The organism is Simplicispira sp. GW247-4R2A (genome assembly GCF_059424465.1).
In genome coordinates this window covers 77,066-91,948 of record NZ_JBWKZM010000008.1, presented here as the reverse complement: position 1 = coordinate 91,948, position 14,883 = coordinate 77,066, and the positions used below count along the sequence as shown (strand labels likewise).

18 protein-coding genes are annotated in these 14,883 nt (G+C 65.3%); 10 read left to right on the top strand and 8 right to left on the bottom strand.

The features are described from left to right. Window positions 1-3: 3 nt before the first annotated feature. Window positions 4-1,113, bottom strand: coding sequence for a class I SAM-dependent methyltransferase (locus AC07ZH_RS07750; RefSeq protein WP_495199237.1), 1,110 nt, complete (start codon window positions 1,111-1,113; stop codon window positions 4-6). A 21-nt stretch (window positions 1,114-1,134) separates the two neighbouring features. Between AC07ZH_RS07750 and AC07ZH_RS07745 the strand changes: the two genes are divergently transcribed. The 7 genes from AC07ZH_RS07745 (at window position 1,135) to AC07ZH_RS07715 (ending at window position 5,976) form a co-directional block, all read left to right on the top strand. Beyond that, on the top strand, window positions 1,135-1,947 hold the full coding sequence (locus tag AC07ZH_RS07745) for an SDR family oxidoreductase (protein ID WP_495199236.1): 813 nt from the start codon (window positions 1,135-1,137) through the stop codon (window positions 1,945-1,947). Beyond that, the gene (locus AC07ZH_RS07740; protein WP_119110191.1) at window positions 1,944-2,360 is read left to right on the top strand and encodes a dihydroneopterin aldolase; all 417 of its coding nucleotides are present in this window, start codon (window positions 1,944-1,946) and stop codon (window positions 2,358-2,360) included. The genes AC07ZH_RS07745 and AC07ZH_RS07740 overlap by 4 nt, the downstream gene beginning before the upstream one ends. Next, window positions 2,357-2,731, top strand: a complete 375-nt coding sequence (locus tag AC07ZH_RS07735; protein WP_495199235.1) for a dihydroneopterin aldolase — start codon at window positions 2,357-2,359, stop codon at window positions 2,729-2,731. Before AC07ZH_RS07740 ends, AC07ZH_RS07735 begins: the two co-directional genes overlap by 4 nt. Before the next feature lie 17 nt (window positions 2,732-2,748). Beyond that, a complete protein-coding gene (gene ttcA, locus AC07ZH_RS07730; protein WP_495199234.1) occupies window positions 2,749-3,708 on the top strand; it encodes a tRNA 2-thiocytidine(32) synthetase TtcA in 960 nt (319 codons plus the stop codon). Window positions 3,709-3,733: 25 nt separating this feature from the next. Then, window positions 3,734-4,339: a DUF4136 domain-containing protein gene (locus AC07ZH_RS07725; RefSeq protein ID WP_495199233.1), complete on the top strand. Its 606-nt coding sequence runs from the start codon at window positions 3,734-3,736 to the stop codon at window positions 4,337-4,339. 5 nt (window positions 4,340-4,344) lie between these two features. Next, window positions 4,345-4,983, top strand: a complete 639-nt coding sequence (locus AC07ZH_RS07720; protein ID WP_495199232.1) for a histidine phosphatase family protein — start codon at window positions 4,345-4,347, stop codon at window positions 4,981-4,983. A 108-nt stretch (window positions 4,984-5,091) separates the two neighbouring features. Next, on the top strand, window positions 5,092-5,976 hold the full coding sequence (locus AC07ZH_RS07715) for a lysoplasmalogenase (RefSeq protein ID WP_495199231.1): 885 nt from the start codon (window positions 5,092-5,094) through the stop codon (window positions 5,974-5,976). Here the strand turns inward: AC07ZH_RS07715 and maiA are convergent. From maiA to AC07ZH_RS07685, 6 genes are all read right to left on the bottom strand, one after another. Continuing rightward, window positions 5,973-6,623, bottom strand: coding sequence for a maleylacetoacetate isomerase (maiA, locus tag AC07ZH_RS07710; RefSeq protein ID WP_495199230.1), 651 nt, complete (start codon window positions 6,621-6,623; stop codon window positions 5,973-5,975). The genes AC07ZH_RS07715 and maiA overlap by 4 nt on opposite strands. Window positions 6,624-6,638: 15 nt before the next feature. Continuing rightward, the gene (locus AC07ZH_RS07705; protein ID WP_495199229.1) at window positions 6,639-7,661 is read right to left on the bottom strand and encodes a fumarylacetoacetate hydrolase family protein; all 1,023 of its coding nucleotides are present in this window, start codon (window positions 7,659-7,661) and stop codon (window positions 6,639-6,641) included. A gap of 99 nt (window positions 7,662-7,760) precedes the next feature. Next, window positions 7,761-8,756, bottom strand: coding sequence for a TRAP transporter substrate-binding protein (locus AC07ZH_RS07700; protein WP_119110184.1), 996 nt, complete (start codon window positions 8,754-8,756; stop codon window positions 7,761-7,763). A gap of 30 nt (window positions 8,757-8,786) precedes the next feature. Then, entirely contained in the window at window positions 8,787-10,064 is a 1,278-nt protein-coding gene (locus AC07ZH_RS07695) for a TRAP transporter large permease (protein WP_495199228.1), read from the bottom strand. Beyond that, window positions 10,061-10,618, bottom strand: a complete 558-nt coding sequence (locus AC07ZH_RS07690; protein WP_495199227.1) for a TRAP transporter small permease — start codon at window positions 10,616-10,618, stop codon at window positions 10,061-10,063. The genes AC07ZH_RS07695 and AC07ZH_RS07690 overlap by 4 nt, the downstream gene beginning before the upstream one ends. Window positions 10,619-10,684: 66 nt before the next feature. Continuing rightward, the gene (locus AC07ZH_RS07685; protein ID WP_119110181.1) at window positions 10,685-11,227 is read right to left on the bottom strand and encodes a VOC family protein; all 543 of its coding nucleotides are present in this window, start codon (window positions 11,225-11,227) and stop codon (window positions 10,685-10,687) included. 181 nt (window positions 11,228-11,408) lie between these two features. Between AC07ZH_RS07685 and AC07ZH_RS07680 the strand changes: the two genes are divergently transcribed. Further along, the gene (locus AC07ZH_RS07680; RefSeq protein ID WP_495199226.1) at window positions 11,409-12,365 is read left to right on the top strand and encodes a LysR family transcriptional regulator; all 957 of its coding nucleotides are present in this window, start codon (window positions 11,409-11,411) and stop codon (window positions 12,363-12,365) included. Here AC07ZH_RS07680 and cobA read toward each other — a convergent pair. Further along, the gene (gene cobA, locus AC07ZH_RS07675) at window positions 12,345-13,175 is read right to left on the bottom strand and encodes a uroporphyrinogen-III C-methyltransferase (protein WP_495199225.1); all 831 of its coding nucleotides are present in this window, start codon (window positions 13,173-13,175) and stop codon (window positions 12,345-12,347) included. The two genes, AC07ZH_RS07680 and cobA, sit on opposite strands and share 21 nt — an antisense overlap. A gap of 123 nt (window positions 13,176-13,298) precedes the next feature. Here cobA and AC07ZH_RS07670 point away from each other — a divergent pair, with 123 nt between their 5' ends. Both AC07ZH_RS07670 and AC07ZH_RS07665 read left to right on the top strand, forming a co-directional pair. Further along, window positions 13,299-13,676 (top strand): c-type cytochrome, encoded by a 378-nt coding sequence (locus AC07ZH_RS07670; protein ID WP_119110178.1) that lies wholly within the window; start codon window positions 13,299-13,301, stop codon window positions 13,674-13,676. Then, entirely contained in the window at window positions 13,673-14,878 is a 1,206-nt protein-coding gene (locus AC07ZH_RS07665) for a cytochrome D1 domain-containing protein (RefSeq protein ID WP_495199224.1), read from the top strand. Before AC07ZH_RS07670 ends, AC07ZH_RS07665 begins: the two co-directional genes overlap by 4 nt. Window positions 14,879-14,883 lie beyond the last annotated feature (5 nt).

Sequence of the window (14,883 nt, the reverse complement as noted above, 5' to 3'; positions counted from 1 at the left end):
CCTTCACAGCCGGTGCGAGCGGTCGCCTTGCGAAAACCCGCACGGCTCCCACGGCTCGCCCTTGGCAAGCAGCAGCACCTTGAACAGCTCGCCCATCTCGTGTTCCATGATCAATTTGGCCGCCAGCGCACGTTCTGCTTGGCTTTGTAGCTCCATTTTTGGAAGCAATCCACAGTTGATGAGGAAATGCGCCTGCGTGGTGTAGCCCAGCACGTTCCAGCCCTGGCCGTCAGGCAGCAGTTGCTCCTGCGCCGCCAACGCGATACCGGTGAAGTTCACGTGGGCCGTAATGTCCTTGAGGCCGACGTCCGCCAGCGGGTTGTCGTCGGATCGGTGCGCGCGGTGGCACATCACGGTGCCCATGTGGCGCTGCGGGTGGTAATACTCACTCTCGCCAAAACCGTAGTCCAAAAACAAGGCAGCGCCGCGGGTGAGGCGATCGCCCAGGGTGTGAATGAACGCTTCTGCCTGGGGGTGGATTTCCGTCAGGTAGTCGTGATCGCCGTCAATCTCTACGGGTGGGCGCAGCTGCGTGGGCCGGTCCTGCCAGACGAATGCGTCGTCTTGCATGGCCACGCCGCGCTCGTGCCACTGCCCCGCGAGGCGCACCAGCAGCTTGACCGGCATCGCATCCAGCAATTCGTTGCCCACCACGACGCCCTCAAAGCGCTCGGGCAGCGCGTCGGCCCAGTGCACTGTGTCGGCGTGGCCCGCGAGCAGCAATTGCTGGCGAGCGCGCAGGCTCCCTGAAATATCGACGATGGTGTAGCGGTCCACCCGCTCGCCCAAGACGCCCAGCAACTGCAGCGCCAGCGCGCCCGAGCCGGCCCCAAACTCCCAGATCTCGCGCGTGCCGGTGCGCGCGAGCGCCTCGGCCACCTGCGCGGCCACGGTCTGGCCAAACAGCGGCGTCATCTCGGGCGCGGTGACAAAATCGCTGCCCGATTCGGGCATGGCGCCGAACTTGGTGCTGTCGTTGGCGTAGTAGCCCAGGCCAGGCGCGTACAGCGCCAGCGCCATGAAGCGGTCAAAGGCGATCCAGCCACCGGCATCCGCAATGGCGCGCGCCATACACCCGTGCAGGGCACTCGTTAAACTTGTGGGTTCGTTCATCACACCTGCGATTGTCCCCCAATGTCCCTTCCTGACCGCCCCAAAGCCGTACTTGTCACGGGTGGCGCGCGGCGCCTGGGCAAAGCGTTTTGCCTGGCCTTTGCCCGCGCGGGGTGGGATGTGGTGTGCCACTACCAGCACTCTGGCGAGGACGCCTTGCAGACTTGCGAGGCCGTGCGCGCTCTGGGCCAGGAGGCGCATGCGGTGCAAGGCGACCTGGACCAGTCAGATGCCATCGCAGCCCTATTCGCCGCCACCGTGGCCGCACTCGGGCAGGCGCCCGATGCGATCGTGAACAACGCCTCGGCCTTCGAGCCCGACAGCGGTGTGGATTTTTCTCCCAAGCTGCTGCAGCAGCAGATGCAGATCAACCTCTCGGCACCCTTGCAGCTCGCCAGCCTGCTGGCGCGGTCCACAAGCGCGGCCACCGCCGCGCCTCCCTGCGTGATCCACGTGCTCGACCAGAAGGTGTTCAACCTGAACCCCGATTATTTTTCCTACACCCTGAGCAAGCTGGCGCTCGAGCGCGCCGTGGCACTGCAGGCGCAGGCACTGGCGCCGCGGGTGCGGGTCAACGGCGTGGCGCCGGGGCTGATTTACGTGAGCGGCCCCCAGAGCGGCGAGAACTTCCGCCGCGCCAGCAGCGTGAACCTGCTGCAAAGCGCCACCGACCCGGCCGACGTGGCAAGCAGTGCCGTCTTTCTGGCGGAGAACCCTTCCATCACCGGCGTCACCATCGCCGTAGACAAGGGCCAGCACCTCGTCCCCCTGGCGCGCGACATCATGTTCGTGGCCGAGCAACTGGCGCCGGCCGCGCCACAGGGCAGCGCATGATCGATCCCTTGCTGACCGATTGCCGGCGCATTTTTCTGCGCGGCCTCAGCCGCCGGGTGCGCATCGGCATCCACGACTTCGAACGCGCTGCCGCCCAGCGCATTCTTTTTGACATCGACCTGTACGTTCCGCTGGTCCAAACGACGCCGCAGTGCGACCGCATCGACGAAGTGGTGGACTACGACTTTGTCCGCAATGAGGTCACCCACATCACCGAGCGCGGCCACATCGACCTGCAGGAGACCCTGTGCGACGCCGTGCTGAACGCCTTGCTGGCGCACCCGCTGGTCGTGGCGGCCCGCGTTTCCACCCGCAAACCCGACGTGTACGACGACTGCGAGGCCGTGGGCGTTGAAGCCTTCCGGCGCAAACCCACTCCCGGCGCCCTGCCACCCACCAAAGCCCTGCCATGACCGCTGCCTCTTCCGGCGCCCAGATCCTCACGCTCACCGGCCTGCGCTTTGATGCCAGCCTGGGCGTGCTCGACCACGAAAAAACCGCCCCCCAACCGATTCAGGTGGACGCCGAACTGAGCCTGGGGCGCCAGCCCCTGGCGCCGCGCGATGATGATCTGGCGCATGTGCTCGACTACCGGCGCGTGCGCCAGATCATCATCGACGAGTGCACGGCCGAGCACCTGAACCTGCTGGAGAGCCTGATTGGCAAACTCGCCCAGCGGCTGATGCAGCTGCCCGGCGTGCAAGGCGTGCGGGTGAAGATCGCCAAACTGGAAATATTCGACGACTGCGAAGTCGCCATACGCGTTGAAACCGGCGCCTGGTGACGCAGAGAATGACAAACATGGACACCGTGATTTCCGGCGCCTGGACCGCCGATACCCCTGACCCTCTTGAGGGCAGCGCGCCGGCCAGCAACGCCCAACGCCTGAAGATCGAGCGCGAAGCCCACAAGCTGGAAAAGCGCCTGTGCCGCGAAACCGGCCGCGCCATCGTGCACTACAACATGATCGAGGAAGGCGACAAGGTCATGGTCTGCATGTCGGGCGGCAAGGACAGCTACGCCCTGCTCGACATCCTCATCAAACTCAAGGCCAGAGCGCCCATCCGCTTCGACCTGGTGGCGGTGAACCTGGACCAGAAACAGCCGGGCTTTCCCGAGCATGTCTTGCCGGATTACCTTAAGAGCACCGGCATCCCTTTCCACATCGAGAACGAAGACACCTACAGCATCGTCAAGCGCCTGATTCCCGAGGGCAAAACCACCTGCAGCCTGTGCAGCCGGCTGCGCCGGGGCATCCTGTACCGGGTGGCCGACGAACTGGGCGCGACCAAGATTGCCCTGGGCCACCACCGCGACGACATTTTGCAGACCCTGCTGCTCAACATGTTCTTTGGCGGCAAGCTCAAAAGCATGCCGCCCAAACTGGTCAGCGACGACGGCAAGCATGTGGTGATCCGCCCGCTGGCCTTCGTGACCGAGAAGGACACCGCGCGCTGGGCCGCGCAGCGCAACTTCCCCATCATTCCCTGCAACCTTTGCGGCAGCCAGGAGAACCTGCAGCGCAAGCAGGTCGGCGAAATGCTGCGCGACTGGGAAAAGCGCTTTCCCGGCCGCATCGAAAATATGTTCAACGCCCTGCAGAACGTGGTGCCCAGCCATCTGCTGGACGCCAATTTGTACGATTTCAGGAACGCCGTGGCCACGGGCGTATCGGACGAGAACGGCGACAAGGCCTTTGACGCCGAAGACTTCCCCCCACCCCCGGCCCTGCCCGGCATGCAGGTGCTGCGGCTCGGGTAACGAGCCTTCTCACAGGAGTAGCGCCATGTTCGTACGCCTCGTCGCTGTGCTTTTGACCGCCCTCACGCTGGCCGGTTGCGCCGTGCAGCGCACCGTGGACAGCCAGGTGCAGAGCTGGTCCACGCTCGCCAGCCTGCCCCAGCCGCCCACCTACCGCCTGGATCTGCTGCCCTCCCAACAACAGGCGCGCGCCTTTGACGCCATCGTTCCCATGGCGCACGCCGCCTTGGCGCGCGCGGGCCTGCAGCGCGATGATGCGGCCCCGCGCCTGATCGCGGAAATCGGCGTGCGCACCGGCACCGCGCTGGCCGACGGCCCCTGGTACCCCTACGGCCCTTGGGGCGGCTGGGGTGGCGGCTTCGGCTGGGGCCACCACTCCGGCATGCACGCCGGCTGGATGCTGCGCGACATGCCGCCGACCCTGTACCGCAACGAAGTCAGCGTGGTGCTGCGCGACGCCGCCACGCAAAAGACCGTGTACGAGACCTCCGCCAGCAACGAAGACGTGTGGACCGACGCGCCGCGCATCTTTGGCGTGCTGTTCGATGCGGCGCTGGCGGGCTTCCCCACACCGCCCGCCGGAGCGCGCCAGGTGCGCCTGCCGCTGGTGCCCACACCCACTGCACACTAAACCCCATGGACGTCACCCGCCTCGTCGCCGTGCGCCACGGTGAGACCGCCTGGAACGTGGACACCCGCATCCAGGGCCACCGCGACATTGCGCTGAACGACACCGGGCGCTGGCAGGCCACGCAAGTGGCACGCGCACTCGCCGGCGAACCGATTGCCGCCGTGTACGCCAGCGACCTGCTGCGCGCGCACGCCACCGGCGCCGCCATCGCGGATGCCGCCAACGCCCCGCTGCACGCCGAACCCGGCCTGCGCGAACGCAGCTTTGGCGCCTTCGAAGGCCGCACCTTTGCCGAGATCGAGACCGAGCAGCCCGAGCAAGCACTGCGCTGGCGCAAACGCGACCCCCACTACGCGCCCGAGGGCGGCGAGAGCCTGACACGGCTGCAGGCGCGCATCGCCGATGTCACGGCGCGCCTGGCCGCACGCCACCTGGGCGAGCAGATCGTGCTGGTGGCGCATGGCGGCGTGCTCGATGTGCTCTACCGCCTGGCCACCGGGCAGGCGCTGCAGGCGCCCCGCACCTGGCTGCTGACCAACGCGGCCGTCAACCGGCTGCTGTGGACACCCCAGGCGCTCACCCTCGTGGGCTGGGGCGACACCAGCCACCTCGACAGCGCATCGCGCGAAGAAACCAGCACCTGATTCGGTTTCTCAATCAATCGAGTACGCGAAGGCGAAGCGCAGACAGTACAAGCGTACGCCAAGCGAAGCCGACAAAGTAATCGTTTGATTTAGAAATGGAATGACGCGATGGCACCAGACCGCACACCTTTGACGCGCCAGCCTTCCAACGCCACAGGCCTGTCGCTGCCGCAAAGCCTGCTGCACACGGTGCTCATTGGCCTGGCCACCTGGGCGCTGACCTGGCAGGCCGGCGTGCTCACGCGCGCGCACGTACTGGTCTGGCTGGCGGCCTTGTGCGCCGCCGCGTTGGCGGTAGTGGCGGCACGGCGTGGGCAAATCGCCAGTCTGGAGCTGTGGATGGTCGAGGCCAGCGCGCTGTCGGCGGCAACGGCCGCCACGGCGGCCTGGGACTGGCATCTGGCGTTCAAGCCCGCGGCGCTGTTAATTGCTATTTGTTTTGTAGCTGTTAGCGCATACCAGTCAAGCGCTAGAGGCCGATTTGACTCAAAATCCTGGTGGCTGTTGGGCATCGCGCTCGTGTGCTCATTGGCAGGCGACGTGGCGCTGATGCTACAAGGCTTGTTCATCCCCGGCCTGGTCAGCTTCCTGCTCGCGCACCTGGCCTACATCGCGCTGCTGCGCCGCGGCGTGCGCTGGTTTGCCCATCGGGGCGCGCTGCTGGCCACGGTGGCCCTAGGCGCCGCCATGGTCGCCTGGCTATGGCGCAGCGGCCTGCCCGCCGACCTGCGCATTCCCGTGGCGGTGTATGTGCTGGTGATCGCTCTGATGGCGGCGCAGGCACTGGGGCGTGCAGCCGAGCTGCAGACCCACGCCGCGCGCACCGTGGCACTGGGCGCCTGCATCTTCATGGCCAGCGATTCGGTGCTCGCCATCGACCGTTTCGTGCAGCCCGTGCCGATGGCCATCCTGTGGGTGCTGGCCACCTACTACGCCGCGCAGTTCTGCATCGTGCACGGCATGGTGCAGCAGTTGCGCAGCGCGCGCGGTTAAGCTGCGTCGGCCTGATTTGCCGGGTGTGCCTTGACGAAGGTCGCCAGCGCTTCGCAGTGCTCGGCGATGCGCTTCACCGTGGGATACGGCGCCAGGTCCAGACCAAAGCGGCGCGCGTTGAACACCTGCGGCACGAGGCAGCAGTCGGCCATGCCTGGGATGTCGCCGTGGCAGAACAGGCCGGTGGGCGCACCGGGGCGGGTGAGCATTTCCTCGAACGCCTCGAACCCGAGCGCAATCCAGTGGCAGGCCCAAGCCTTGCGCCCTTCTTCGCCTGCCCCCAGGGTATCGCCCACGTAGTTGAGCACACGCAGGTTGCCCAGCGGATGCACGTCGCAGGCGATGGTGAGCGCCAGCGCACGCACCCGGGCGCGGCCAAGCAGATCGCGCGGAAGCAGCGGCGACGCCGGGTAGGCCTCGTCCAGGTACTCCATGATGGCGAGGGACTGCGTGAGCACACTGTCTCCGTCCTGCAGCACCGGCACCAGGCCCGCAGGGTTGACGGCACGGAAGGCCGGCTGGTGCTGCTCGCCACCGCCCTTGAGCAGGTGCACTGCCACCGTCTCATAGGCGAGGCCCTTGAGCGCCAGGGCAATGCGCAGGCGGTACGACGCCGAACTGCGGAAATAGCTGTAGAGCGTGAGCATGGCGCTTGCGGCTCCTCAGAGCGCCGCCTGGATCTGGCGCACGGTCTGGTCGATGGCGCCAAAGATGCTCGCGCCCTGGGCATCCAGCATTTCGATGCGCACGCGGTCGCCAAAGTGCAGGAACTCGGTCACCGGCTTGCCGCCTTCAATGGTTTCGTACATGCGCACTTCGGCCAGGCAGCAGTAGCCCACGCCGCCGTTGGCGACGCTGGAGCCATGCAGGCTGCCCTGCTTGTTCGACACCGTCCCCGAGCCGATGATGGAGCCGGCACCTAGCGTGCGCGTCTTGGCCGCATGGGCCATGAGCTGCGCAAAGCTGAACGCCATGTCCTCGCCCGCGTCGGGCTCGCCAAAGGGCTGGCCGTTGATCTGCACGCGCAGTTGGCCTTTCAGTTTGCTGCCTTGCCAGGCGGCGCCGAGCTCGTCAGGCGTCACGGCCACGGGCGAAAAAGCGCTCGCCGGCTTGGCCTGGAAGAAGCCGAAACCCTTGGCGAGCTCGCCAGGAATCAGGTTGCGCAACGAGACATCGTTCACCAGCATGACTAGGCGAATGGCCTGCGCGCAGCGCTCCACGCCCGAGCCCATCGCCACGTCGCCGGTGACCACGGCCACCTCGGCTTCGAGGTCAATGCCCCAGTCTTCGCTGATCGCATCGATGGGGTCTCGCGGGCCGACGAACGAATCCGAGCCGCCCTGGTACATCAGCGGATCGGTCCAGAACGAGGCTGGCACCTCACTGCCGCGCGCCTTGCGCACCAGCTCCACGTGGTTGAGGTAGGCGGAGCCGTCGGCCCATTGGTAAGCGCGCGGCAGGGGTGAGTGGCAGGCTGTGGCGTCGAAGGCCGTTGCGCCTTGCGCGGTGCCGGCGTTAAGGGCGTCCGACACGGCCTGCAGCAGCGGCGCGCAGTGCTCCCAGTCGTCCAGTGCGGCTTGCAACGTGCGCGCAATCTGCGGCACGGCAAGGCATTGCGAGAGGTCGCGGCGCACGACGACGAGCGTACCGTCGCGGCCGCCAGTTTTGAGTGTGGCGAGTTTCATGGGGCAATCCTTGAGAAAACGGTCCGGCCCGCGCAAGAGGGCGCGGCCGCCGGAGAGGCACCCTGCCCGCGCAGGGCAAAGGGGCGGTGGTGCAGCGCCTTATTTGGCCAACTGGTCGGTCACTTCCTTGTACAGACCTTCGCCGACACTGGGCGCAAACATCTTCCACACGGGCTGGACTTTCTCGCGCATGCGGGCGCGTTCAGCATCGGTGACGTCGTTGACGATCAGTCCCTTGGCGGCCATTGCCGCCTGGGCGGATTTTTCCTGGTCACGCGCCACACCGCGCTGGAAGGCACGTGCCTCAATGGCGGAGTCCTTCAAGATTTTTTGATCCCCTGCGGAGAGCTTGTCCCAGAACTTCTTGGACACCAGGGGGATGAAGGCGCCGTAGCTGTGGCGGGTCAGCGAGAGGTACTTCTGCACTTCGTTGAGCTTGAGCGCAGCAATCACGGCCGTGGGCGTGCCCTGGCCATCGACGGTGCGGGTTTCCAGCGCGGTGTAGAGCTCCGGCACGGCCAGTGGGACCGGGTTGGCGCCCAGCGCCTTGACGGTTTCCTGCGAAATCTTGGCCTGCACGGCGCGGAATTTCAAGCCTTCAAAATCTTCCACCTTGTTGATGGGGTGCTTGCTGTTGGTGGCGTTGAAAAAACCGTTTTCCCAGTACGCCAGGCCCACCAAGCCCTTTGCAGGGAGCATGGCCAGCAGCTTGTCGCCCACCGGGCCGTCGAGCACTTTCTCAGCTTCCTGCACGTTGGAGAACAGGAACGGGAAATCAAGAATTTCGTATTCCTTCACCATGCCGGTCAGCGTGGTCGTCTGCGGCACGGTGAACTCAATGGTTCCGCCCTGCAAGGCCGAGGTCACCTGCACATCGTTGCCGAGCGCACCGGCATAAAAGCCTTTGATCTTGATCTTGCCGCCGCTCTTGGCGTCCACCAGTTCAATGAACTTGGCAACACCCTGGCCCTGGTGCGATTTTTCCGGCAGCGTCACGGCAAATTTTGCCGTGACCTGGGCCATAGCGGCCAACGGGGCCGCCACCGCAAAGCTGCCGGCAAGTGCCAGGGCCATCAATTTGGAAAACGTTTTCATGGGTTGTCTCCTGGGTTGAAAAAGGGGGAATCAGCGCCACCAACCAGCCGGCACGGTGACCAGTGCGGGGAACAGCACCAGAGCGACGAGCACCGCCAACTCGGCGATGAGGAAAGGCAGGACGCCGCGCGCCGCCTGGCCCAGCGTCACCTTGCCAATCGAACTTACGACATTGAGCACCACGCCCACGGGCGGCGTGATCATGCCGAGCGAGCAGTTGATGATGAAGATGACCCCGAAGTACACCGGGTCGATGCCCGCCTGCTGCACGATGGGCAGGAACACCGGCGTGAAAATCAGCACGATGGGAATGAAGTCCAGCACCATGCCGGCGAGGAACACCACCAGCATCATGGCGGCCGTGAGCGCCTGCGGGTGCTCGCTCAGACCGCTCAGCCAGCCGCCCACCTGGCCCGGCACATCGGCAATGGTGATCATGTAAGACGCCACCATGGCCAAGCTGGCCAGCAGCAGCACCACGGCGGTGGTGCGCGCCGTCACCAGGAAGCAGTGGTAGATGGCTGCCAGCGTGAGTTCGCGGTAGACGGCGGCACCGACAAACAGCGCGTACGCCGCTGCCACCACCGCCGCCTCGGTGGGCGTGAAGATGCCGAACTTCAGGCCGCCAATGATGATCACCGGCAGCATCAAGGCCCAGAAACCCTTGCCGAGCAGCGCCATGCGCTCGCCCCAGGGCTTGCGCGGCGCCACCTGCACGCTGGTGCGGCGCGACACCAGCCACCAGGCCAGCACCAGTGAGCCGCCCATCATCACGCCCGGCAATATGCCCGCCAGAAACAGCCGCGTAATGGACACGTTCGCCACCACGCCAAACAGCAGGAAACCAATGGAGGGCGGAATGACCGGGGCGATGATGCCCCCGGCCGCCATCAGCCCGCAGGCGCGTTCAGGGTTGTAGCCCGCCTGGCGCATCATGGGCACGAGAATGGCAGCCAGCGCTGCGGTATCCGCCACCGCCGAGCCTGAAAGACTGGCCAGCAGGATGGCGGCAAAAATGGCCACATAGCCGAGCCCGCCGCGCAAATGGCCGACAAAAGCCCCAGCCATTTCCACGATGCGGCGCGAGAGGCCACCGGCATTCATGAACTCACCGGCCAGAATGAAGAAAGGCACGGCCATGAGCACAAAGTTGTCGGCACCACCAATGGCGTTCTGCACGACGATTTGCGAGTCGAACTGGCCCATCTGGAACATCACGGCGACGCCGGAGAACAGCAGCGCAAAGGCGATCGGCATGCCCAGCACAATGAGCAACAAAAGCACTGCCAGGAAGATGAAGGCGCTCACCGCGGTTCTCCCTTTTGCTCAACGGATACCACTTCGGGCATCTTCTCCAGAATGCGATCGCCCAGATCTTTTGTCATCGCCGAACCGGCGGGACTGCGCAGCGTTTGCCAGATGTTGTTGGCGATGGCCAGCGCCATCCCGCCGCCAAACACGATGGCCACACCGTACAGCCAGCCGTAGGAAATGCCGAGCACCGGGTAGCTGTTGCCGAGGTTGATCTGCATTTGCTGCCAGCCCCCCACCAGGAACATGCCACAGGCCCAGAGCATGAGTCCTCCGGTCAACACCACCAGAAGCTTGCGGCCGGCCAGCGGCAGGCGCTCCACCAGTGCGTCGAAACCAATGTGCGCGCGCTGTACCGATGCCAGGATGGCACCGAGAAAAATCAACCAGACAAAGAGCAGGCGCGAGAGCTCTTCCGACACCGCAATGCCCGAATCAAACCCGTAGCGCAGCACCACATTGCCAAACACCAGGATCGCCATCACCGCCAGGCAGGTGACGATGACGATTTCCAGCACACGCACGCAGGCGCGTCCCCAGCGATTTCCCATGGATTCCCCTTTGTGCAGCCCGCACGCGGCGGGCTGAATTAACAACCTGTTGGCGGGCCTGCGCGCTCAGGCGCCGGGGAATCCCTTGCCGTCGTGCATCCAGGCAGCGTGCTTGGGCGCCTTCTTGGTGCGGTCCCACTCGTTGATCATGTCCCACTTGACTTCGTCGAGTTGCTTCATCATCTCGGGCGTACCGGTGTTCACGGCCAACTCCAGCCGGTGTCCGCTGGGGTCGCGGAAGTAGATGGACTTGAAGATGGTGTGGTCGGTGGGGCCCAGCACTTCGATGCCATCGGCTTCCATGCGCGCCTTGGCGTCCATCATTTCTTCCATGCTGCCCACTTCCATGGCCAGATGCTGCGTCCACGTGGGGGTGTTGCGGTCGCGGTCCATGGGCGGCTTGGTGGGCAGTTCAAAGAACGCCAGGATGTTGCCGTTGCCCGCATCCAGGAAGATGTGCATGTAGGGGTCGGGGTCCTTGGTGGACGGCACTTCGTCCTCGGCAATCGCCAGGATGAAATCCATGTTCAGGTATTTGCCGTACCACTCCACGGTTTGCTTGGCGTTGATGCAGCGGTAGGCCACATGGTGAAACTTCTTGATCTTCATGTGCTTGTCTCCAATCGGGTCGCTCGTGCCAGCATCCAGAAATCGCCTTGGTTGCAGCATGGACACGGCACGCTGCGGGCGGGTCGCAGACCACTTGGGGTGCCTTGCGATGGTTTGAATTAAAGACTTTCTCGATCTATGATTCAAACGCTTTATTTTTCTGCATTCACAAGGAAATTTAATGAATGTGAGCCTGCGCCAGTTGCGCGCTTTGGTGGCGCTGGTGCGCACCGGGAGCTTCACGCAGGCCGCTGTCTCCCTGCACGTGACGCAGTCGGCGCTCAGCAGCCTGATCAAGGAACTGGAGCAGAGCCTGGGCGTGCGCCTGGTCGAGCGCAGCACCCGCAGCATCGGCCTGACCGAAGCTGGCCGGGGCTTTGTGCCCTTGATCGACAAGATCCTGCAAGACCTCGACGGGGTGCTGGGCGGCATCGACGACCTCAAGGCATTGCGGCGCGGCGTGGTGCGCGTGGCAGCGCCCCAACTCATGGCGTGCACGCTGATGCCCGAAGTGATTGCCGCCTACCGGCGCGAGCACCCCGGCGTGCAGGTGCGCCTGTCGGACTGCGCGGTCGATGGCGTGCTCGCGCGCGTGGCCGCGGGGGAAGCCGATTTCGGTGTCGGCCCCGAGCGCGGCATGGGCGGCGACATGGCAGGTGAGACCTTGTTTGAAATGCCTTTCATGGTGGTGTTTCCAAGCGACCACCCGCTGGCCGAGCTGCCGCGCATTTGCTGGAGCGACGCCATCACGCACCCGTTCATTGCCTTGCAGGGGCAGTTTGCCGAACGGCTGTCGCTCGACCTGCACGGCGCCTTGCGGGAGATCACGCTCAACCCCAGCAACGAAGTGACCTTCATGACGACCGCGCTGAGCATGGTCAGCGCCGGCCTGGGTATCACGGCGTGCCTGCCTTATGCCAGCTCGCTGGTACGTCTGTACCAGCTGCGACTGGCCCCGCTGCACGAGCCGCAGGTACTGCGCAAGTTTCTGGTCTACCAGCGCAGCGCAGCCACGCTGTCGCCGGCTGCGCAGAGTTTCAGGGAATTTCTGCTGGCGTATGTGGCATCGCACCACTGGGGCGTTGCCGGAGACCCGACGGCCCTGCCAACGCAGGTATCAGACAGGCACAAGCCCTGACACCATGCCGGCGCCACCGGGCGGGACGACCTGGCGCCCGACGGCCTCGCCAATCATGATCAGCGCCGGCGGCTTCACGCCATACCGCACGCCCAGCGACGGCAATGTGGCCACGGTTCCTACGATGCAGCGCTGCTCGGGCAGCGTGGCGCGCTCGACGAGCGCCGCCGGTGTGGTTTCCGGCAAGCCATGGGCAACAAGTTGCTCGCACACCACAGGCAATGTGCCGACACCCATGTAAATGACTACCGTCTGCCAGGGGCGCGCAAGCGCCTCCCAATCGAGCTGCACCGTACGGTCCTCCTGTGCACCCTGCAGGTGCCCCGTGGCGTAGACCAGCATGCCGGCGGTTTCCCGGTGCGTGAGCGGTATGCCGGTGGCGGCGGCGGCACCCTGGGCCGCGCTGATGCCCGGAATGGTTTCGCAGGCAATGCCGGCCGCAGCCAAGCCTTCGGCCTCTTCGCCTCCGCGCCCGAAGACAAACGGATCGCCGCCTTTAAGGCGCACCAGCGAGCGCCCCTGGCGCGCCAACCGCACCATCAGCTCGATGATGCCTTCCTGCGGCAGGGTGTGGTTTCGGCTTTGTTTGCCGACATAGATCCGCTCTGCGCCAGGCGCAATGTGGGCGAGTACAGCGTCGGACACCAGATGGTCGTAGAGCACCAGCTCTGCGCTTCCCAGCACGCGCGCCGCCTTGAGCGTCAGCAGTTCCGCATCCCCCGGACCGGCCCCGACCAATGTGACCAAGCCCCAGGGGGCGGGACTGGCGGGGGGCGCAGCGCTTGCGGCGCCCGGCGAAACATCATTCATCGCATCTCCTGCATCAATACAGACCATTGTCAAAAGCTGCAGCACGATAGCTCTTGATACTAGTCAAGTACTCGGCGCGGGATAACCCTGATTATTTGTTTGTCTTCGTTTTGGCGCCACGCTATGTTGTTTTTCCCTGTCCCTTGCTTGCGGCGCAAGCTCGCTGGCGCCGTCGCCTTCCTGGCCTTGGCTCCGGGCATCACCATTGCGGGCAATGCACAGACGGTACCGGACACCGGGCGCCAGCAGGCACTCGTGCGCATGGTCCGGCAGGACTGTGGCTCCTGCCACGGCATGCGCCTGACTGGGGGCCTGGGGCCGGCACTGACCGCAGCCGCTCTGGCCGGCAAACCCGTTGAAGCCCTGGAAGCCACCATCTACGGTGGGCGTCCTGGAACACCCATGGCCCCCTGGAGCGCCATGCTGAGCGAAAGCGACGCCCACTGGATTGCAGAACAACTGCTCACCGGTTTTCCCGAACTTCCGAAAGCACATCCATGAACCGCAGGCATCTTCTCACCACCGCCGCCGCTGCCGGCCTTCTTGCCAGCGGCTGTGCCTCCACCGCTCCGCCACCCCAAGCTGCGGCCCCCGTGCTGCGAGGCACCGGCGACCTGGGTGTGGTGGTGCTGCGCGCCAGCGGCACGCTGGCCATCATCGACACCAGCCACCGCACGCTGCTGGGCCAGGTCACGGGCCTGGGCGACTTGTCGCACGCCTCGGTGGTTTTTTCGCGCGATACCCGCTATGCCTTTGTGTTCGGGCGTGACGGGTGCCTCACCAAGGTGGATCTGCTCACCCAGGCCATCGTCGGCCGCGTGATGCAGGCAGGCAACTCCATCGGTGGAGCCATCAGCGCGGACGGGCGCCTGGTGGTGGCGCAGAACTACACGCCTGGCGGTATCAAGGCATTCGATGCGCAGACGCTGGCGCTGGTGGCCGACGTGCCCGCCGAGTACGCGCCGGGAAAACTCTCGCGCGTGGTGGGCCTCGTGGACCTGCCCGGCCAGCGCTTTGCCTACAGCCTGTTCGACGCGGGCGAGATTCGCATCACCGATTTTTCCGACCCTGCGCACCCCCACACCACGCGCATCCCGAACATCGGGCGCCAGCCCTACGACGCGCTGGTCACGCCCAATGGTCGGCACTACATCGCCGGCCTGTTTGGCGAGGACGGACTGGCGCTGGTGGACCTGTGGCAGGAGCCCCCCAAAGTACGCCGCATTCTGAACGGCTATGGCCGCGGTGAGCAGACGCTGCCGGTCTACAAGATGCCGCATCTGCGCGGCTGGGCCGTGGCCAGCCGGCGCGCCTACCTGCCCGCGATTGGCCACCACGAGGTGCTGGTGGTGGACACCGAAAGCTGGCAGGAGGTGGGCCGCATCCCGGTCGCCGGCCAACCGGTGTTCGTCATGGCGCAGCCCGACGGACGCCAGGTGTGGGTGAACTTTGCCGTACCCGACTACCACCGCGTACAAGTCATCGACACCACCACGCAGCAGATCGTGCGCACGCTGGAGCCCGGCAAGGCGGTGCTGCACATGGAGTTCACACCACGCGGCGAATCGGTATGGATCAGCTCGCGCGATGCCAACCGGGTGAGCGTAATCGACACCCACAGCTTCGCCACCCAGGCCGTTCTGGAGGTCGATTCCCCCAGCGGCGTTTTCTTCACTTCACGCGCCGCCCGCCTCGGGTTCTGAGCGCT